Genomic DNA, 18,921 nt, shown 5'->3' on the forward strand with positions numbered 1-18,921 from the left:
CGGGCGGACTATGCTGCTGTCATGCCTCTGCGCTCACCCCGAAACAATTGCAATGATGACCACAGGCCGCGCGTCCCTGCTTGGCATCGCTGGCTGGCATTGGCGTTGGCGGTGGGCGGGCTGTCAGTGTTGCTGTTGGCCCGCCAACCGATATCGCAGTGGTTGTGGCCGGACACGCGTATCCAGCAATTACGCATCGATGCCGCCCGGGCGCTGCGAGCCGGAGAGCTGAGTCGCGCAGACGGGCGTGGCGCACGCGAGCTGTATGAAGCCGCGTTGGCGCTGGATCCCGATCGGATTGGCGCGCGTGACGGGCTGGCCGCGGTCGGCAACGCCGCATTGGCACGTGCCGGATCGGCAATTGACCAGGGACATTCGACGGAAGCGCGCGACGCATTGCAGTTGGCCCGCGACCTGGCTGTGCCAACGGCGCAGGCCGATGCGCTGGAGGCCCGGCTGCGCAGGCTGGAAGTGGATGCCATCGGGGTGGATCGGCTGCTGAGCGAGGCGGTCGTGGCGCGCGGCATGGGTCATCTTGACGGCGATGCGGCTGCTGCGCTGCCATTGTTCGAGCGCGTGCTGGCACTGCAACCCAACAACATCGCGGCGTTGGAGGGCCGGGAGGACACCCTGGCCGACCTGCTGCAACAGGCGCGCAAGGCCGTGGGCGATGCCGAGTTCGGCCAGGCGGCGAGTCTGGTCGCGCGCGTGCAGGCGGTGGATCCCGGTCACGTCGACCTGCCACAAACCCTGGCCGAACTGGGAGCCGGGATCGAGCGTCGGCTGGCGAAAGCGGATGATGACCTGGCGCGAGGTGAGCTGGCGGCGGCGCTGACTGGCTATGACCAGGTTGCGACGATCGATCCCGGCAACGCCGAGGCGGCTCGCGGTCGGGTCCGGGTGGCCGATGCACATGCCGCACGCAGTCGACGCTACGCCGCCGACTTTCAGCTTCGGCCAGCGCAAGCCGAGTTGCTGGCGGCCGAGGCGATCGCACCGCAGGCTGCCGCGGTGGTCGCCGCGCGGCGATACCTGACCGAGGCGCGGGTGTCGCAGGCACGTTTCAACGATGGCGTGCCGTCCGCCGCCCAGCGTCGCCGCGTGCTTGACCTGCTGGCTGCTGCCGGGGCCGCTGAAGCGCGCGGCGACCTGCTGTTGCCGCCGGGCGAGAGCGCCTACGACAAGTTGCGCACCGCGCGCGCCATCGCACCGCAGGAGCCGGCGGTGCTCGCCATGGCGGCACGCCTGCGTCCGGCGGCCTGGAAGTGTTTTGAGCAGGCATCACCGCGCAACCAGCTGACGACCGCAGGCGCCTGCCTGGACGCCTACGCGGTGCTGGAAGGGGATGATGGCAACGTGCGGAAAGCGCGCCGGCGGCTGGCATTGCGCTGGATTGCGGTGGGTGACGAGCGTCTGGGAGCAGGCGAGCTGCCGGCCGCGCGACACGCCCTGGACACGGCGCGCGCGCTGGATCCACTCGCAGAAGGCATGGAGGCTTTCGCCCACCGCGTGCGCGCCGCCTCGGTGGTGGCCGACTAGTCCCGACCCAACAGCACTTGTTGCACCACGGCGCGGCCAGCGTCCAGCGAGAAGTGCTGCTCGACGTTGGCGCGGCCGTTATCGCCCAGCTGTTGCCACAAGGCGCCGTCGTGATAAGCGCGCAGGACGGCGGTGGCGAAATCGGCGGCATCGTCGGCCACCAGCACGTCCTGGCCGGCACGCAGATGCATGCCTTCGATCGCGCAGGTGGTGGCTACCACGGGCTGGCCATGAGCCATGGGCTGGTTGATCTTGCCTTTCACCCCCGCGCCGTAGCGTAGTGGTGCGACCGATAGCCGTACTTCGGCCAGGTACGGGGTCAGGTTGGGCACGTGCCCATGCACGATGACCCCCGGTGATGTCGCCAGTGCCGCAACCTCGGCGGTCACGTCGCCGCCGATGCAGTGGAATTGCAGGTCCGGCTCATGGGCTCGCAGCAACGGCCAGACCGATTCGACGAACCAGCACACGGCGTCCACGTTGGGAGGATGGCGAAACCCGCCGACGAACATCAGGTCGCGGCGCTCCTCGAAAGGCAGGCCGTGGCCACCGCTGCTGTGCAGGTTGGACAGCACCTCCACGCGGGCCCGCGGGGCATCGTGTGACAGCAGTTCGCGTTCGACCTCGCTGACTACCAGGGTTGCGTCGCTGCGGGCGATGACGTCCAGCTCCAAGGTGCGGGTACGCTCGGCGCCGCGGGTCCGGACAGGGTCGTTGGCCAGCTCGCCGCCCCGGCGCTCGCGCAGGTAGTGCAGGTCGACGGTATCAAACACCACTCGCGCCTGCGGTGCGTATCTGCGCAGCAATGGCAGCATCTCGCGCATCACGTAATGGCGGCAGACAAGCACGCTGTAAAAGCGTGAGCCGTGCTCGGCCAGCCATTTCGGCAGCCGTGGGGCGAATGGCGCGTACCAGACCTCGACCCCCAACTGCTGCAAGGCGCGGGTGTAGTCGCCATCGTGGTCGCGGTCGGCCGGCATGAACACCACGTGCGCGCCTTCCTCGCGCAGCATGCGCATCAGGTTGACCAGTCGCAGCGACCCGGAGTCGCGGTCCGGACGCGGTGTGAGCGCGTCGATGACCAATACGGTGCGTGAATACAGCCGGTCGGTCAGTCCAGCCGCGGCGGCGGTATGACCAGGGTGGTCGGCCAGCAGTGCGTGCCAGCGCTCCCGGAAATACTGTTGGTTGCGCACCTGGTAGGCCTTGACGCCATGGCGCGTATCGGTGCCGGCGGTTGCGCCCTCGGCGTGCACCACCTTGGACGCGGGCTGGTACAGCACCTGCAACCCGCGTGTACGCACCTGCATGCCCAGGTCGGTGTCTTCGTAGAATGCCGGCGCGTAACGGTTGTCGAACCCGCCCAGTGATTCCAGCAGTTCCCGCGGCAGGGCGATGGCCGCGCCGGAGCAGTAGTCCACGCGGCGGACATAGTTGAAGGCGCAGTGGTCGGCGGCGTCCAGCCGGCCGAGCTTGTCGGCGGAGCCGTCCTTGCGCACGATGCCGCCGGCCTCCTGCAAGCGACCATCGGGATAGAGCAACTGCGCACCGACCAGTCCGGTACCGGCATGCTCGTCGAAGGTCGCCAACAGCGCGTCCAGCCAGCCCGGTTGCGGAACCGTGTCGTTGTTGAGGAACACCACGAACTCGCCACGCGCCTTTGCCAGGCCGTCGTTGCAGGCGGCGACGAAACCGCCATTGTCGACACGGCGGAAGTAGCGCAGCCCGTCCACCTGCGTCAATGCGGTTGCCGTTTCGTCGGAGCTGCCGTCGTCGACGACGATGATCTCCACCGGCAACCCGGACGGGTGCGCGGCCAGCGCGCGCAGGCACCCCAGGGTGTGCGGGAACTGGTTGTAGACGGGAATCACGATGCTGGCGACGGGCGACTGGCTGGCAGGCACGGCGAAGCCGGCGAAAGGCGTCGGCGCGGGAAGGTACAGATCGCTGCGCGGCGCTGGCCGGACCCGCCGCAACTGCTTGAGCACGCGCTGCCACGAGGCATGGAGGCCGCGGGTACGCAAACTGGTCAGCCCGCGTTGGATCAGGCCGGTGCTGCGATCGAACAGAAACCGCAGGTCGGCCCGCGACATCGCCATGCTTTACAACTCCGGCAGTAGGGAAAAGCGCGTCGTACGCTATCGCAACGGGCTGAACTGACGCCCAATTCACGCCAGTGCCCACGCTACGGGCGTCGGCTCGGGCTGCGTTAGACTTCAGTCCACGAGGGCACCGCCCTGTCATTGTCCCATGCCGTGGCCCGAATCGATTACGACGAAGACGATTTGAATTCCGACCACTCCAACTCCGACGAACATCGGACGCCGCAATGGCGCCGCCGCGTGGTGACCTGGGTGTTGGCGGCGATCGGGTTGGGGTTGGGGTTCCTGATCCCGTATTCGCTGTATCTCAACCACGAGGTCGGGGAGCGCTTCGACCAGCTCCGCTGGCAGTTGCCGACCCGGGTATACGGCCGGCCGCTGGCGCTGGCGCCGGGTCTGGCGATGGACGCCGGCACGCTCAGGACCGAACTGCACGCGGCCGGCTATCACGTCGGCGACGGGCGCCGGGCCGGCAGCTATTCCAACGAAGGCACGCACTGGGTGATCTCCAGCCGCGGCTTCAACGACGTGGATGGGCCGGTTGCTCCCAGCCGGGTCGAGGTGACGGTGTCGGGCGGCAAGGTCACTGGTCTGCGCGCGGCCGGCGCCGATGAGGCGTTGAAGCTGGCCAGGCTGGACCCGGCCCGCATCGCGACCCTGTATGGCCAGCAGCAGCAGGAGCGTCGGCTGGTACAACTCGACGAAGTCCCCGAGTTGCTGGTGACCGGCCTGCAGGCGGTCGAGGATCGGGATTTTGCCCACCACCACGGCATCGACCTGTCCGGCATGGCGCGGGCCGCCTGGGTCAACCTGCGCTCCGGCGAAGCCCGCCAGGGCGCCAGCACGCTGACCCAGCAACTGGCGCGCAGTGGCCTGCTCGGGATCGGGCGCGAGCGCACCTACACCCGCAAGTTCAACGAGATCATCTACGCGCTGTTGATCGAGGCACGCTACGACAAGCAGGTGATCCTGGAGGCCTATTTCAATCAGGTCTACCTGGGCCAGCGTGGGGCGCAAGCGATCCATGGTGTGGCGGCAGCCGCGGAGTTCTGGTTTGGGCGCGATCTGGCCGATATCAGCACCGAGCAGATTGCCTTGCTGATCGGGATCGTGCGCGGACCGTCCTACTACGATCCGCGACGGCATCCCGATCGAGCCACCCAACGGCGTAATTTCGTGCTGGGCGAGATGCATGAAACCGGGCTGATCGACGACGCCGAGTACCAGCGTGCACGCGCCGCGCCGTTGGGCGTCACCGATCAACCTGGCAGCACCTCGGCCAACCGGTTCCCCGCCTATGTCGACCTGATGCGGCGTCAGCTGGCGCGGGACTATCCGGCCGACGCGTTGGCGGGTGCCGGGCTGAGCGTCATGACCGGGATGGCACCATCGGCGCAGGCCTATGCGGAAAGCGCGGTCACCCACACCTTGAAGGCCTTGGACGGGAAAAACCGGCCGGACCTGCAGGCCGGGCTGGTGCTGACCGACGTCCATGACGGCGAAGTGCTGGCGGTGGTCGGCAGCGCGACCCCGGCGTTGCCCGGCTTCAACCGTGCGGTGGAGGCGCATCGTCCGGTGGGCTCGCTGATCAAGCCGTTCGTGTACCTGCTCGCGCTGGCATCACCGGGCCAATGGTCGATGGCCAGCTGGGTCAGCGATGCCCCGGTGACGGTGGCGCTCAGCAACGGAAAACGCTGGGAGCCGGGCAATTCCGATGGCCGCAGCCACGGCAGCGTGCACCTGGTCGACGCGCTGGCGAACTCCTACAACCAGGCAACGGTGCGGGTCGGCATGCAGGTCGACCCGCGGCGGATCGCCGATCTGGTACAGACGCTGGCGGGGATCAAGGCCGAACCCAACCCGTCGCTGATCCTCGGTTCGCTCGACCAGAGCCCCTACGCGATGGCCCAGCTGTACCAGTTCCTTGCCTCCGGCGGCGAGATCCAGCCACTGCACCTGGTGCGTGGCGTGCTGGATACCGACGGTCGCGCGCTCAACCGTTACGACACCGCGCCGGCGCCGGCGCAAGCGGGCGATGCGGTGGCGGCGCGGTTGATCACAATCGCGTTGCAGCGCGCGGTCTCCAACGGCACCGGTCGACAGCTGGTATCCGACGGGCTCGGCCGGCTCAATGCGGCGGGCAAGACCGGCACCAGCAACGACAGCCGCGACAGCTGGTTCGCCGGCTATACCGGTGATCACCTGGCAGTGGTTTGGGTAGGCAATGACGACAACAAGCCGACCGGACTGTATGGCTCGACCGGCGGCATGCGGGTGTGGTCACGGTTGTTCAAGCACCTGCCCAGCGCGCCGTTGAAGGTGGGTGACGAGGGCCTGGACTGGCGCTGGGTGGTCGGGTCGAACACGACCGATGCCGGTTGTCCCGGCGCGCGCCGGTTTGCCTTCGTTGCCGGCTTTGCACCCGCCCACCAGCCTTGCCAGCCACCCGAGCCCGAGGTGGTGCCGGGGCAGGAACAGGGACAAGGCGGTTGGCGTGAGTGGTTCGGGTTTGGTCGCGACGATGACAAGCCCCAGCCCGAACCCGCCGACCAGCCGCTACCGCCACAGGAAACACGATGAACCTTCGTTTGCTGATTGTCGCCACGTTCGCACTGGTGCTCAGTGCCTGCTCCGCCGCCCCGGTGGTCGCTCCCGCGCCGTCGTTCGATCCGGTCGCCATGGTGAAAGCGATCCAGGCGGCCGGCGCCTCCGCAACCCCCGAGCTGGTCGTCAATCCCCTGGCCGGCGCACACGTCACCGACTTGCAGGCCCAAGCCCGCCAATTGCATGCGCAAGGCCACCACGCCGAAGCTGCGGTGATCCTCGACCAGGCCCTGGCCCTTGATCCGGGTGATCCGGAACTGCTGCAACAACGCGCCGAGGCCGCCGTGCTGCTGGGTGACCTGCCACAGGCCGAACGACTCGCGCGCCAGGCAATCACGATTGGCGCCGAAGTGGGCCCGCAGTGTCGGCGGCACTGGGAAACCGTGGTCCAGGTGCTGGCGGTGGAAGGCGAAACCGCGCAGCTCGCCCAGGCACGCCAGCAACGCGACGCGTGCACCGTCACCGCACCGGCGCGTTATTGACCGATGGACCACGCGACAAGTCGACTTGGCACCGCCAGCCGCGCCGCATTGAGCGAAGGCGGCGAGCTGGCGCGCAACATTGCCGCGTTCACGCCACGCAGCGCGCAGCAGGATTTTTCCGCCGCGATTGCGAATGCGTTCGAACACCGCGGCGTGCTGTTGGCAGAGGCCGGCACCGGTACCGGCAAGACCTTCGCCTACCTGGTTCCGGCGATCCTGTCCGGCCTGAAGACCATCGTGTCCACCGGCACCCGCGCGCTGCAGGACCAGCTCTACCATCGCGACTTGCCGCGGGTGCGCGACGCACTCGGGGTCGGCCTGAAGACCGCGTTGCTGAAAGGCCGGTCCAACTACGTGTGCCATTACCGACTGCAGCAGGCCAAGGGCGAGCCGCGCTTCCACAATCTCGCGATGGCCTCGCAGTTCCAGCGCATCGTGGCCTGGTCCAGTCGCACGCGGATGGGTGACATGGCCGAGCTGGAGGACCTGCCGGACGATTCGCCGCTGCTGCCAATGGTGACCTCCACCGCCGATAACTGCCTGGGCAGCGAGTGCCCGTTTTTCTCGGAGTGTTTCGTGGTCCAGGCGCGGCAACGTGCGCAGGCCGCCGACCTGGTGGTGGTCAACCATCACCTGCTGCTGGCCGACCTGGCGCTGAAGCAGGAAGGCTTCGGCGAGATACTGCCGGGTGCCCAGGCGTTCGTGGTCGACGAGGCGCATCAGCTGCCGGAGCTGGCGGCGCAATTTTTCGGTGAAGCGCTAAGCGCCCGGCCCTTGGTGGAGTTGGCCCGCGACGCGCTGGCCGAGTGCAAGCAAACCCCGGGGGCATTGGCCGTTTTGCAGGAGCCTACGCGCGCGCTGGAGCAGGCCGTGCGCCAGCTGCGCGCGTCAATGGACGAACTGCCGGTGCGGGGCACCCGTCGCCGTGCCGCCGAGGACGCCAACGCCGAGGCCGGACTGGATGATTTGCTGCAGGCGTTGCGTGACCTGCATGCCGCGTTGTTGCCACTGCGGGAGGCGGCGCCGGGTTTCGACAGTTGCACCGCGCGGGCCAGGGAGTTCGAGAAACGCCTGTTGCGTTGGCGTGATGCCGATGATGCAGGAGCTGTGGAAAACGTGGCGGATGCCGGGGTCGACGGTAGCGATTCGTCGCCGTTCGCCCCGCAGCAGGCTGATGTCCCGGTCGCGGATCCGGATGATCGCGGCCCGCTGCTGGACGGCAGCGAGCCCAGCGTGTTGTGGTACGAGCTGACCGCACGTGGCTTCCGCCTGAGCCGCACGCCGCTGGATGTCGCCGGCCCGCTGGCCGAGCACCGCGCACGTTCGCAGGCGGCGTGGGTATTCACTTCGGCCACGCTGGCGATCGGCGGCCGCTTCGAGCACTACGCCATCAAGCTGGGCCTGCATGAGCCAACCACGTTGCTGGCACCCAGCCCGTTCGACTGGCCGAAGCAAGCGTTGTGCTACCTGCCCCCGGGGCTGCCCGAGCCGTCGGCGCGTCACTACACCGCCGCCATCGTGGAGGCGATCAAGCCTGTCCTGGAGGCGTCCGCAGGCCGTGCGTTCGTGTTGTTTGCTTCGCACCGGGCGCTGCGTGAGGCTGCCGAATTATTGCGCGGCGGCCCGTGGCCACTGTTCGTGCAGGGCGAGGGTCCGCGCTCGCTACTGCTGGAGCGCTTCCGCGGGTCGGGTAACGGCGTGTTGCTGGGTGCCGCGAGTTTTCGCGAAGGCGTGGACGTGGCGGGTGATGCGCTCAGTGTGGTGATCATCGACAAACTGCCATTTGGCGCGCCCGATGATCCGGTGTTCGAGGCCCGGCTGGAAGCGATCCGGCGCGACGGTGGCAACCCGTTCCGGGATGAACAACTGCCGCAGGCCGTCATTGCGCTCAAGCAGGGCGCCGGGCGCTTGATCCGCAGCGAGACCGATCGCGGTGTATTGGTGCTGTGCGATCCGCGGCTGTCGGCCAAGAGCTACGGGCGGGTGTTCCTGGACTCGTTGCCGCCGTTGCCAAAGACGCGGCGGATCGAGGAGGTGGAGGATTTTTTTGCATCACAGTCATCACTCCTGGCGGAGACCATCAATGAGTGACCAGGGCCGATGAAATGAAGCTGCTCGCGTTTGAACTGTCTACCGAGGGCTGCTCGGTCGCGTTGTGGATCGATGGCGAGGTGCATGAGCGTTTCGAGGTCGCCCCGCGCCGGCACGCCGAGCTTGCATTGCCGTGGGCGGAAGCCTTGCTTGCGCAGGCGGGCCTGAACAAGTCGCAGCTGGATGCAATCGCCGTCGGCCGCGGGCCGGGAGCATTCACCGGCGTGCGCCTGGCGATCGCCATTGGACAGGGCATCGCGTTGGCGCTGGACCGGCCGATCGTCCCGGTATCCACGCTGGCCGCACTGGCGGCCGGGTATCGCCCGGCCGATGCTGCACTGCCCGGGGAGTTGGCCGACCGGCCCGGTGGCCACATCCTGGCGGCCATTGATGCGCGCATGGGCGAGATCTATTCCGGTGCGTTCGAGTGGCGCAGTGACGGACTCATCGCGATCAGCGAGGAGGTTGTCGTTGCCCCGGATGCGGCGCAGTTGCCCTCCGGACCCGGCGACTGGCACGGGGTTGGCACCGGGTTTGCGGCTTGCGATGGCGCGTTGGGGTCACGCCTTGCTGCCAGATTCACGAGCATCGATGCGACGGCATTGCCGCATGCCGCTGCGGTGGCCACGCTCGCGGCGGAGGCGTTGGCTCGCGGTGAGGGGGTCGCGCCGGAGCGGATTGAACCGGCCTACCTGCGCAATCACGTTGCCCTGACAACCGCTGAGCAAAAGGCATTGCGTGCCTCGAAGCCGTCGAGTCCCTAACGGTCTTGCAGCTCGCCGTCCGGCAAGAACGCCCAGGTGCGGGTCACGTGCAAGATGTCGGGATCTTCATCGGTTGCCGGTAACGGCGCGTAGGGCTCGGCCAGCTTGGCAATCCGCAGGGCGGAAGCGTCCAACAGCGCGATGCCACTGCTCAGAACGATCTGCGAGTGCTCCACCGTGCCATCGCGGCGGATCCCGATACTGATGACCACCTGCCCGGCCAGCCGGCGCCGACGGGCCTCGTCGGGATAGTTGAGGTTGCCGACGCGCTCGACCCGGTCGACCCAGCCGCGCAAGTAGCTGGCCCAGGCGTATTCGGTGGTGCTGGCGGAAACGAACTTGCGCTTGGGACGCTTGGCATAGCGCTCGGAACGCAGGTGTATTTCCGCGGCCAGGCGGGCCATGGCGACGTCGCGATCGATCTTTTCCTGGCCGGGTGGCAGCGGATGATCGCTGGCCTCGGGAGTTTCCTGCGCGGTGGCAACGGCGATCTCGCTACGCGTGCTGCTGATGACCCGTGCCCGCGATTGTGGTTGCGGGGCGGGTGACTGCGCGCGCAACTGGCGCTGGGCAATGCCCTCGGTGGCCTGTGGCAATGGCCCCGATTGGCTCTCGCTCGGGCGCGTGCTCTTGTCGTGTTCGCCGCCGCCCAGATTGTTGGCTTGGGCCAAGAAGTCGGCTTGCTTCGGCGTCAGTGCGCTGCGGGTCTGGGTCAGGATCACGTCCAGGGTCGGGACTACCGGCGCCGCGCTTTCCAGCGCGAAGCCGACCCCGAGCAGCAGCATCCCATGGACCAGCAACGACAGGACCAGTGTCGCGCCCAGACGTTGTTGCTCACCGATCACTGGCGCGGTGGCCACGCTCACGCTTCGGCGGCCGCCCGTGCCTCGATGGCATCGAACAGGCTGGCGGCGATGTTCAAGCCGAACTGTGCGTCCAGCTCGCGGATGCAGGTGGGACTGGTGACGTTGACCTCGGTCAGGTAGTCGCCGATCACGTCCAGGCCGACGAACAACATCCCGCGACGCTTCATCTGCGGTCCGACCTGGGCGGCAATCCAGCGGTCGCGCTCGCTCAGCGGACGGCCTTCGCCACGCCCGCCGGCGGCGAGGTTGCCACGGAACTCGTCGCCCTGCGGAATGCGCGCCAGACAGTAGTCGACCGGCACCCCGTCAACCAGCAGGATGCGCTTGTCGCCGGCGCTGATCTCGGGGATATAACGCTGCGCCATTGCCATGTGGGGCCCATCGCCGAGCAGGGTCTCCAGGATCACGTTGGTATTGGGATCGCCGTGGCCAACGCGGAAGATCGAGCGTCCGCCCATTCCGTCCAACGGCTTCAACACCGCCTGGCCCTGTTCGGCGATGAATGCCTTCAGCGTTGCCATGTCGCGGCTGACCACGGTAGGCGGGCAGCACTGCGGGAACAGCAATGCGGCCAGCTTTTCGTTGTAGTCGCGCAGCCCTTGCGGGTCGTTGACCACCAGCGCGCCGGCGTCCTGGGCGAGGCTGAGGACCTGGGTGTCGTAGATGAATTCGTTGTCGACCGGCGGGTCCTTGCGCATCAACAGCACGTGGCCTGCACCAAGGTCGACCTGGGTGGCCGCTTCCAGCTCGAACCAGTCGGCCGGGTCGTCGCGAACACGCAGCCGGGTCACCTTCGCCACCGCCTTGCCATCGCGCAGGCCGAGCCCGCCCGGCACCACGTACCACAACCGGTGCGAACGCCGCTGGGCTTCCAGCAGCATGGCGAAGGTGGAGTCCTTGGCAATCTTGATCGACCCGATCGGGTCCATCACGACGACGATGTCGAGTGGCATGGCGACACTGGTTGTATGGAGTGGCAACGATGGTAGCAGGGGCTCCGGCAGATCGCCGCAGCGGCGCGCATTCATCTTGATCGCGAACATTTCCGTGCTTGACAGCTTGCATCTGGCTTGGAATAAAGGGAGCCTACGCAACGCGCCCGGGGATTTGGCATTGGCGCTTCGCATTGGGATATCGGGGATATTTGAAGATGCACGACGAGGTTCGCAGCGGCAGCCTTGATGGTTTGCGAGTCATGGTGATTGATGACTCCAAGACCATCCGCCGTACCGCCGAGACATTGCTCAAGCGTGAGGGTTGCCAAGTGGTGACCGCCACCGATGGCTTCGAGGCATTGGCAAAGATTGCCGACCAGCAGCCGCAGATCATCTTCGTGGATATCATGATGCCGCGCCTGGATGGCTACCAGACCTGCGCATTGATCAAGAACAACCAGGTTTTCAAGAGCACGCCGGTGATCATGCTCTCGTCCAAGGACGGCTTGTTCGACAAGGCGCGTGGCCGCATCGTGGGTTCCCAGCAGTACCTCACCAAACCATTTACGCGCGGGGAACTCCTCGACGCCATACGAACGCACGTCAACAACGCCTGACCGGGGGGTAAGGCATCCAATGGCACGTATTCTTCTGATCGAGGATTCGCCGACTGATACGGCGGTCCTGACCCAGTTGCTGGAACGCAACGGACATGAGGTACTCGCTTCGGGCAATGCCGAGGACGGTATCGATACCTGCCGCCGCGAGCAGCCGGACCTGGTCTTGATGGACGTGATCCTGCCGGGGATGAATGGCTTCCAGGCGACGCGCGCCTTGTCGCGCGATGAGGCCACCAAGGCCATCCCGGTATTGATCGTCAGCACCAAGGGCATGGAAACCGACAAGGCCTGGGGCCTGCGCCAGGGCGCCAGGGACTACATCGTCAAGCCACCACGCGAAGACGAGCTGATCGCGCGCATCAACGAGCTGTTGGGGCCGTGAACTACCCGGCGGCTACGGCGCCGGATCCGTTTGCGATCCTGGTCAACTACGAGCGGCGCAGCCTGGCGCATGTCGCCGGGCTGCCAGAGCAGTTGGAAGCGCCAGGCCTGTGGCGCGGCGTGGGTTATCGCATAGGCAATCGTCGGCTCGCCTCCGGGTTTGACGAGGTCCTGGAGATCCTGCCGCTGCCCCAGGTCACACCCGTGCCGGGCGCGCGGTCATGGCTGTTGGGCCTGGCCAACGTACGCGGGAACCTGTTGCCGGTAGTAGACCTTCGCCAGTTCCTGGAAGGCGAGCGCACCGTGTTGCATGAAGCCCAGCGCATGTTGCTGGTGCGCCAGCCGGGCGGTGACGTTGCCGTGTTGATCGACGAGATGTACGGCCAGCGCAGCTTCAACGAGTCCCAGCTGGAGGCGGCCGACGGCACCGACCCTGCCGCGCTGGTCGAGGGCCGTTATACCCATTTCATCAGCCGGGCTTACCGCTTGGGCGAGCATCTCTGGGGAGTGTTCAGCCTGGACCGGCTGGCCCGAACCCCGGAATTCAGACAGGCGGCCTTTGAACCGCTGCGTACCGAACTTCACGGCAACGAAACCCACGCCAGCAACGCACTTGAGGTTGAACATGAGCACTGAAATGAATTCCGTCGCCGGCAAGACCCGCAACATCGGGGTCAACACGTGGTTGATCGTGCTGGGTTTTTCGGTGCTGATTTTCGGCCTGAATACCGGTTATGCGACCTGGAAGGCCGCACGTCTGGGCGGTGCCAGTACCTCGGCCTCGAACCTGCAGGTGTTGTCGCAGCAGTTGGCGGTGCGAGGTCGTGAGGCCGTCGGTGGTGACCAGGCGGCGTTTACCTCGTTCAAGGCAACCAAGGCGGAAGTCGATGCGAACATCGGTGACCTGACCACGAACTTCGGGGACACCCCCGGGGTATCCGGGGCAATCGCTGATGTCAGCCAGACCTGGGCGCCGCTGGACAAAAGTGCACAGCAGGTAATCGCCAGCGAGAAGGCCGTGCTTGGCCTGGCCGGCAATGCCAACAGCTTCACCAGCCAGGTGCCGGACCTGCAGGCGCGGCTGGACGAACTGGTCCGCGCGATGTCCGCCAGCGGCTCGCCATCGTCACAGGTCTACTATGCGCTGCGCCAGGTCGTGTTGTCGGGGACCATGGCCCGGCGGGTGACCGAGATCCGCGCCGGCGGAAGCAATGCCGAGGCCGCGGGCGAAGGCCTGGCCCGCGACGCCGCAGTGTTTGGAAACGTGTTGGCCGGCTTGCGCGCTGGCGACGAAGGCACCGGCATCACCCCACTGAGCAACGCCAACGCCCTGAACGCCCTGGGCCAGGCCGAAACGCTGTGGACGGCGATGAAGACCGACCTGGATGCGATCCTGGGAAGTTCGCAGAACCTGTTCCGCGCCCAGGCTGCGGCTGACGCGATCACCACCGGCTCTGACAAGTTGCTGTCCGAAAGTCGCTCGCTGTTTGATGCCTTCAATGCATTCGGCTCGTTGAAGGACACCAGCTTGCTGGGCAACTTGTGGGTATCCATCATCTCCGGCCTGATCGCATTGCTGGCGATTGTCGGACTGCTGTTCTCGTTGAACCGGGCGCAGCACGCGCGCTACAGCACCAGCAAGGAACTCAACGACCGCAACCAGGAGGCGATCATGCGCCTGCTGGACGAAATGGGCTCGCTGGCAGAGGGCGATCTGACCGTCAAGGCGACCGTGACGGAAGACATGACCGGCGCAATCGCCGACTCCATCAACTTCGCCGTCGAGCAGTTGCGCAGCCTGGTACAGACCATTACCGATACCTCGGTCCAGGTCGCCTCCAGCGCCCAGGAAACCCAGGCCACCGCCATGCAGCTGGCCGACGCGGCGCAGCATCAGGCACAGGAGATTACTTCCGCCTCCGGTCGTATCAGCGAAATCGCCGCCAGTATCGACCAGGTCTCGAAGAACTCCGCGGAATCCGCCGACGTGGCGCAACGCTCGGTGCAGATCGCGACGGCCGGTGCCGGCGTCGTGCGCCAGACGATCCAGGGCATGGACAGCATCCGTGACCAGATCCAGGAAACCTCAAAGCGCATCAAGCGGCTGGGTGAGTCCTCCCAGGAGATCGGCTCCATCGTCGAACTGATCAACGACATCTCCGAGCAGACCAACATCCTGGCGCTGAACGCAGCCATCCAGGCGGCTTCGGCTGGTGAGGCCGGCCGCGGGTTCGCGGTGGTGGCCGATGAAGTGCAGCGCCTGGCGGAACGCTCCTCCAATGCGACCAAGCGGATCGAGTCGCTGGTCCAGACCATTCAATCCGATACCAACGAGGCCGTCAGCTCGATGGAGCAGACCACCACCGAAGTCGTCTCCGGTGCGCGGCTGGCCGAGGATGCCGGTACCGCCCTGGGTGAGATCGAGAAGGTCTCGTCGGATCTGTCCGGATTGATCCAGGGGATCTCGACGGCCGCGCAACAGCAGTCTGGCGCGGCGGCCAACATCACCCAGACCATGAACACGATCCAGCAGATCACCTCGCAAACCACCGAGGGCGCGAACCAGACCGCGCAGTCGATTGGAAACCTGGCGCAACTGGCCGCCGACCTGCGGCGCTCGGTTGCCGACTTCAAGCTCCCGGCCTGAGGCGAAAATTGGATCGACGGATGAACAGCCTGACACCCGGTCGCTCGCAACCCCTGCGCCCGCTCGCCAACCAGTGGAGTGCTGCGTGATGACCGTGATGCGCGACGCGATCGACACCACCACGCTGGGTTGGATCAAGCCGGAGCTGGACGAGACCTTGCGCCTGGCGCGCCAGGAGATCGAGGCGTATGCCGAATCACCTGGCGACGGAAGCGCGATGCGGACCTGCGCCAGCCACCTGCACCAGGTCCACGGGACCTTGCGCATGGTGGAGCTGTACGCGCCGGCAATGGTCGCCGAGGAAATGGAGCGACTGGCCCTGGCCTTGCTACATGGCGAGATCAGCGATCGCGACGACGCCTGCACGATGCTGATGCGCGGGGTGGTGCAGCTGCCCGATTACCTTGAGCGCTTGCAGGGTGGTCACCGGGATATTCCTATCGTATTGCTGCCGCTGCTCAACGAGTTGCGCGCCACGCGGGGCGAGGCCGGACTGAACGAAAGTGTCTTGTTCGCGCCGAATATGAACCGGCCGTTGCCGGTCGACTTGCCGGCACCCCAGCAGAATGCGGACACGATTCGCACCGGCCGGCAGCCGGCCAGTGAGAACCTCGTAGCGCTGGGCCGGGAACTGGCGCAATGGCCCGAGAACGGCGCGCCGGCAGATGCCGCGCGGCTGGCCCAGTTGGTCGACGGCCTGCTTTCGGAAGTCTCGATCGAGCCGTTGCGACGCATGCTGTGGGTCGCTTCCTCGGTTGCCGGTGCGCTGCGCGATGGCGCACTGCCTCCAACGCGCACCTTGCGCCTCGCCTTTGGCGGCGTGGAACGTGAGGCGCGGCAGCTGCTGGGCGAAACCGGCTACCGTGCACCGGGCGGCGAGCCCAATGCCGAGCCGACCCGACAACTGCTGTACCACGTTGCCCATAGTGACGACGGCCATCCGGCGCTGGACAGCCTGCGCAAGACCTTCGAGCTGGATGCGGCGCCACCCACCGTATCGGAGCTCGAGCACGCTCGAGGCAGCCTCAGCGGCCGCAATCGTGCGTTGCTGGACACCGTATCCAGCGCGCTCAAGGAAGACCTGCTGCGTGTGAAGGACGCACTCGATCTGCATCTGCGCACGGGTCAGACCGGGGTGGACGACCTGCGCCCGCAAGTGGAGACGCTTGGTCGGGTCAGCGACACCCTCGGCATGCTCGGGCTGGGAATCGCTCGCGGCGTGGTGGTGCAGCAACGCGATGCGATGCAGGAGATCGTCTCCGGCCAGCGGGCCGCGGAAGAATCCGTCTTGCTGGACGTCGCCGGCGCGCTTTTGTATGTGGACGCTTCGCTCGACGAGCAAGTCGCCCGGTTGGGATTGTCGGACGATCACGCCGACGAGGATATGTTGGCGAGCGAGTCGCGCAAGATCCTCGAGGTCGTGGTGCGCGAGGCGATTGCGAACTTCGGTGACGCCCGCCAGTCGTTCGTCGCGTTCGTGGAGACCAACTGGGACCACGCTGAGCTGGTCGAGGTTCCGCGCCTGCTGGGGGAGGTCAGTGGTGCGTTGCGCATCCTGGATTTCAACGTGCCGGCGGATTACCTGTTTGGCATACAACGTTATGTCGAAGTCGAGCTGATCGACCGCAAACGTGTCCCCAACGGGAAGCAGCTGGACACCATGGCCGACGCCCTGGCCAGTGTCGAGTACTACCTGGAAGCGTTGCGCGAGCAGCGGCCCAGCCGCGACCGCATCCTGGAGATCGCCCGTCATAGCCTGGCGACGCTGGGCTACTGGCCGGTGCCGACACCGTTCGACGCCGACCAGGCCGCGACGCCATCACCGTTGTCGTCCCGCGATGAGGACGAGGCCGCCGCCGCGATCGACCGGTTGTCGATCGATGCCCCAGCGATGCACGAGACCCCGGAACCGGAGTCGACCGCGCCGGCAGTCACGTCCGGGCTGGTGGCGCACGACCCCGAATCGGTCGTGCTGGTAGGCCGCGGTGTCGATGGTTTTGGAAGTAACGATGACATCGACGATGAGATCCGCGAAGTCTTCCTGGAGGAACTGGAGGAGGAGATCGGTAATCTGGGGACACAGCTGTCCGTCTGGCGGCAAACGCCGGAAAACATGGAGCAGCTGCGCTCGTTGCGTCGCGTCTTCCATACCCTCAAGGGCAGCGGCCGCCTGGTCGGGGCCAGCACTCTGGGTGAGTTCAGCTGGAAGATCGAGAATGTCCTCAACCGCGTCCTGGAAGGCACGCGCCTGGCCAGCCCCGCGGTGGTGGCGATCGTCGATGAAGCCCACGCCGCCCTGCCGCAGTTGCACGCAGCGCTGCAAGGGGTCGGGGCGATCACCGCCGATCTCGAGGGCATCCAGTCCGTGGCTGATCGGATCGCCGACGGCGAGGAAGTCTTCCATACCCCGACCGTCGCGACGGGCAGGGAGGCGGACGGCGCGGCGGATATGGGTGCCGCCAGTGAAGCCGAAGGCGACGCGTCTGACGTGGTGCCGGAGACCGACGGACTCGAAGCTCCAGCACTGCCCGAGGAGCCGTCCGGAATTCCCGCTTCGGTTGACCCTGTATTGCTGGAGATCCTCGGTACCGAAGTCACCGGGCACCTGGGCACGATCCACGATTGGCTGAGCGCTTCCCAGGATCACCCGCAGCCGGCCGATGACCAGTTGCAGCGTGCGATCCACACCCTCAACGGCGCGTTCGCGATGACGGAAGTGCCCGTCATCACCGAGATCACCACGCCCGCAGAAGCCTATGTCAGGCGACTGTTGGCATCCGGGTTGCCAGCCACGGCCGAGGGTGTTGCGGCGATCTCGGGGGTTGCGACCGCCGTTGCCAGCACGCTTGCCGCGCTGCAGTCGGACCGGCCGCGGGTGCCGGAGTTCGCCGGCGTGGCCGAGCAGATGCGGGCATTGCGCGACAGCCTTCCCGATGCCCGGGCATCGGGGCCGCTGGTCGACATCGACGTACCACTGCCGACAATGGCCACCAGCGGGATATCGATGGTCGATCTGACCCCCTATGCGGGTGATGACGCCGCCGCGGTGGCGGACGAAACCGCGCTGATTGACGCCGAGCGGGTCGAAGGCGAGCGGACCGAAGCTGAGCGGACCGAAGCCGAGCGGATCGAAGCTGAGCGGATCGAAGCTGAGCGGATCGAAGCTGAGCGGATCGAAGCTGAGCGGATCGAAGCTGAGCGGATCGAAGCTGAGCGGATCGAAGCTGAGCGGATCGAAGCTGAGCGGATCGAAGCTGAGCGGATCGAGGCTGAGCGGATCGAGGCTGAGCGGATCGAAGCTGAGCGGATCGAAGCTGAGCGGATCGAAGCTGAGCGGATCGAAGCTGAGCGGATCGAAGCTGAGCGGATCGAAGCTGAGCGGATCGAAGCTGAGCGGATCGAAGCTGAGCGGATCGAAGCTGAGCGGATCGAAGCTGAGCGGATCGAAGCTGAGCGGATCGAAGCTGAGCGGATCGAAGCTGAGCGGATCGAAGCTGAGCGGATCGAAGCTGAGCGGATCGAAGCTGATCGGGTCGAAGCTGAGCGGATCGAAGCTGAGCGGATCGAGGCTGAGTGGACCGAAGCTGATCGGGTCGAAGCTGATCGGGTCGAAGCCGAGCGGGTCGAAGCTGATCGGGTCGAAGCCGAGCGGGTCGAAGCCGAGCGGGTCGAAGCCGAGCGGGTCGAAGCCGAGCGGGTCGAAGCCGAACGGATCGAAGCCGAACGAATCGAAGCCGAACGAATCGAAGCCGAGCGCGTCGAAGCGGAGGAAGCGGCAGAGTACGCCGCCCTCGAAATCGAATATGCACAGCAAGCCGCCGAGGCGGCTGGTGGAAGCGCGGCCACCGCAACAGCGGTCGAAATGGCTGCGGTCGAGATCACCAACCCTG

General features: G+C 66.4%; 11 protein-coding genes and 6 pseudogenes. 12 read left to right on the top strand and 5 right to left on the bottom strand.

Features of this window, described 5'->3' with window-relative positions:
• The first annotated feature begins 111 nt into the window (after nucleotides 1-111).
• Nucleotides 112-1,539: a hypothetical protein gene (locus ACW7G0_RS01620; protein WP_456987234.1), complete on the top strand. Its 1,428-nt coding sequence runs from the start codon at nucleotides 112-114 to the stop codon at nucleotides 1,537-1,539.
• Here the strand turns inward: ACW7G0_RS01620 and ACW7G0_RS01625 are convergent.
• A complete protein-coding gene (locus ACW7G0_RS01625) occupies nucleotides 1,536-3,638 on the bottom strand; it encodes a glycosyltransferase (RefSeq protein WP_456987236.1) in 2,103 nt (700 codons plus the stop codon). The genes ACW7G0_RS01620 and ACW7G0_RS01625 overlap by 4 nt on opposite strands.
• A 156-nt stretch (nucleotides 3,639-3,794) precedes the next feature.
• Here ACW7G0_RS01625 and mrcB point away from each other — a divergent pair, with 156 nt between their 5' ends.
• Genes mrcB through tsaB form a run of 4 tightly spaced genes read left to right on the top strand, consistent with a single transcriptional unit; the run spans nucleotide 3,795 to nucleotide 9,582 of the window.
• Entirely contained in the window at nucleotides 3,795-6,221 is a 2,427-nt protein-coding gene (gene mrcB, locus ACW7G0_RS01630; RefSeq protein ID WP_456987237.1) for a penicillin-binding protein 1B, read from the top strand.
• On the top strand, nucleotides 6,218-6,727 hold the full coding sequence (locus tag ACW7G0_RS01635) for a tetratricopeptide repeat protein (protein ID WP_456987238.1): 510 nt from the start codon (nucleotides 6,218-6,220) through the stop codon (nucleotides 6,725-6,727). The genes mrcB and ACW7G0_RS01635 overlap by 4 nt, the downstream gene beginning before the upstream one ends.
• 3 nt (nucleotides 6,728-6,730) lie before the next feature.
• On the top strand, nucleotides 6,731-8,818 hold the full coding sequence (locus ACW7G0_RS01640) for an ATP-dependent DNA helicase (protein WP_456987240.1): 2,088 nt from the start codon (nucleotides 6,731-6,733) through the stop codon (nucleotides 8,816-8,818).
• Between the two features lie 14 nt (nucleotides 8,819-8,832).
• Nucleotides 8,833-9,582, top strand: coding sequence for a tRNA (adenosine(37)-N6)-threonylcarbamoyltransferase complex dimerization subunit type 1 TsaB (gene tsaB, locus ACW7G0_RS01645; protein WP_456989423.1), 750 nt, complete (start codon nucleotides 8,833-8,835; stop codon nucleotides 9,580-9,582).
• Here tsaB and ACW7G0_RS01650 read toward each other — a convergent pair.
• Together ACW7G0_RS01650 and gshB are read right to left on the bottom strand one after the other, a co-directional pair.
• Nucleotides 9,579-10,442 carry an energy transducer TonB gene (locus ACW7G0_RS01650; protein ID WP_456987241.1) on the bottom strand — a complete coding sequence of 288 codons (864 nt, stop codon included), beginning with the start codon at nucleotides 10,440-10,442 and terminating at the stop codon, nucleotides 9,579-9,581. The two genes, tsaB and ACW7G0_RS01650, sit on opposite strands and share 4 nt — an antisense overlap.
• Nucleotides 10,443-10,444: 2 nt before the next feature.
• Nucleotides 10,445-11,401, bottom strand: a complete 957-nt coding sequence (gshB, locus tag ACW7G0_RS01655; protein ID WP_456987243.1) for a glutathione synthase — start codon at nucleotides 11,399-11,401, stop codon at nucleotides 10,445-10,447.
• 197 nt (nucleotides 11,402-11,598) lie between these two features.
• Here gshB and pilG point away from each other — a divergent pair, with 197 nt between their 5' ends.
• The 6 genes and pseudogenes from pilG to ACW7G0_RS01685 form a co-directional block, all read left to right on the top strand.
• Nucleotides 11,599-12,000 carry a twitching motility response regulator PilG gene (gene pilG / locus ACW7G0_RS01660; RefSeq protein WP_456962302.1) on the top strand — a complete coding sequence of 134 codons (402 nt, stop codon included), beginning with the start codon at nucleotides 11,599-11,601 and terminating at the stop codon, nucleotides 11,998-12,000.
• A 19-nt stretch (nucleotides 12,001-12,019) separates the two neighbouring features.
• Entirely contained in the window at nucleotides 12,020-12,385 is a 366-nt protein-coding gene (locus ACW7G0_RS01665) for a response regulator (protein ID WP_456962301.1), read from the top strand.
• Nucleotides 12,382-12,942: pseudogene (locus ACW7G0_RS01670) on the top strand (chemotaxis protein CheW); the annotation flags it as partial. The gene ACW7G0_RS01665 and the pseudogene ACW7G0_RS01670, both read left to right, overlap by 4 nt.
• Before the next feature lie 67 nt (nucleotides 12,943-13,009).
• Nucleotides 13,010-15,031, top strand: a complete 2,022-nt coding sequence (locus ACW7G0_RS01675) for a methyl-accepting chemotaxis protein (protein ID WP_456987244.1) — start codon at nucleotides 13,010-13,012, stop codon at nucleotides 15,029-15,031.
• 97 nt (nucleotides 15,032-15,128) lie between these two features.
• A pseudogene (locus ACW7G0_RS01680) lies at nucleotides 15,129-17,864 on the top strand (Hpt domain-containing protein); the annotation flags it as partial.
• A 235-nt stretch (nucleotides 17,865-18,099) separates the two neighbouring features.
• Nucleotides 18,100-18,213: pseudogene (locus tag ACW7G0_RS01685) on the top strand (hypothetical protein); the annotation flags it as partial.
• Here the strand turns inward: ACW7G0_RS01685 and ACW7G0_RS01690 are convergent.
• A pseudogene (locus ACW7G0_RS01690) lies at nucleotides 18,169-18,375 on the bottom strand (pentapeptide repeat-containing protein); the annotation flags it as partial. The pseudogenes ACW7G0_RS01685 and ACW7G0_RS01690 overlap by 45 nt on opposite strands.
• Between ACW7G0_RS01690 and ACW7G0_RS01695 the strand changes: the two are divergent.
• A pseudogene (locus tag ACW7G0_RS01695) lies at nucleotides 18,301-18,552 on the top strand (pentapeptide repeat-containing protein); the annotation flags it as partial. The pseudogenes ACW7G0_RS01690 and ACW7G0_RS01695 sit on opposite strands and share 75 nt — an antisense overlap.
• Here ACW7G0_RS01695 and ACW7G0_RS01700 read toward each other — a convergent pair.
• Nucleotides 18,487-18,840: pseudogene (locus ACW7G0_RS01700) on the bottom strand (pentapeptide repeat-containing protein); the annotation flags it as partial. The pseudogenes ACW7G0_RS01695 and ACW7G0_RS01700 sit on opposite strands and share 66 nt — an antisense overlap.
• Nucleotides 18,841-18,921 lie beyond the last annotated feature (81 nt).

It is taken from the genome of Lysobacter sp. A286 (assembly GCF_054052105.1).

Coding starts and splice junctions, on each gene's coding strand:
- ACW7G0_RS01625 (WP_456987236.1), bottom strand. CDS start 3,638: ATGGCGATGTCGCGGGCCGACCTGCGGTTTCTGTTCGATCGCAGCACC.
- ACW7G0_RS01635 (WP_456987238.1), top strand. CDS start 6,218: ATGAACCTTCGTTTGCTGATTGTCGCCACGTTCGCACTGGTGCTCAGT.
- ACW7G0_RS01640 (WP_456987240.1), top strand. CDS start 6,731: ATGGACCACGCGACAAGTCGACTTGGCACCGCCAGCCGCGCCGCATTG.
- tsaB (WP_456989423.1), top strand. CDS start 8,833: ATGAAGCTGCTCGCGTTTGAACTGTCTACCGAGGGCTGCTCGGTCGCG.
- gshB (WP_456987243.1), bottom strand. CDS start 11,401: ATGCCACTCGACATCGTCGTCGTGATGGACCCGATCGGGTCGATCAAG.
- pilG (WP_456962302.1), top strand. CDS start 11,599: ATGCACGACGAGGTTCGCAGCGGCAGCCTTGATGGTTTGCGAGTCATG.
- ACW7G0_RS01665 (WP_456962301.1), top strand. CDS start 12,020: ATGGCACGTATTCTTCTGATCGAGGATTCGCCGACTGATACGGCGGTC.
- ACW7G0_RS01675 (WP_456987244.1), top strand. CDS start 13,010: ATGAGCACTGAAATGAATTCCGTCGCCGGCAAGACCCGCAACATCGGG.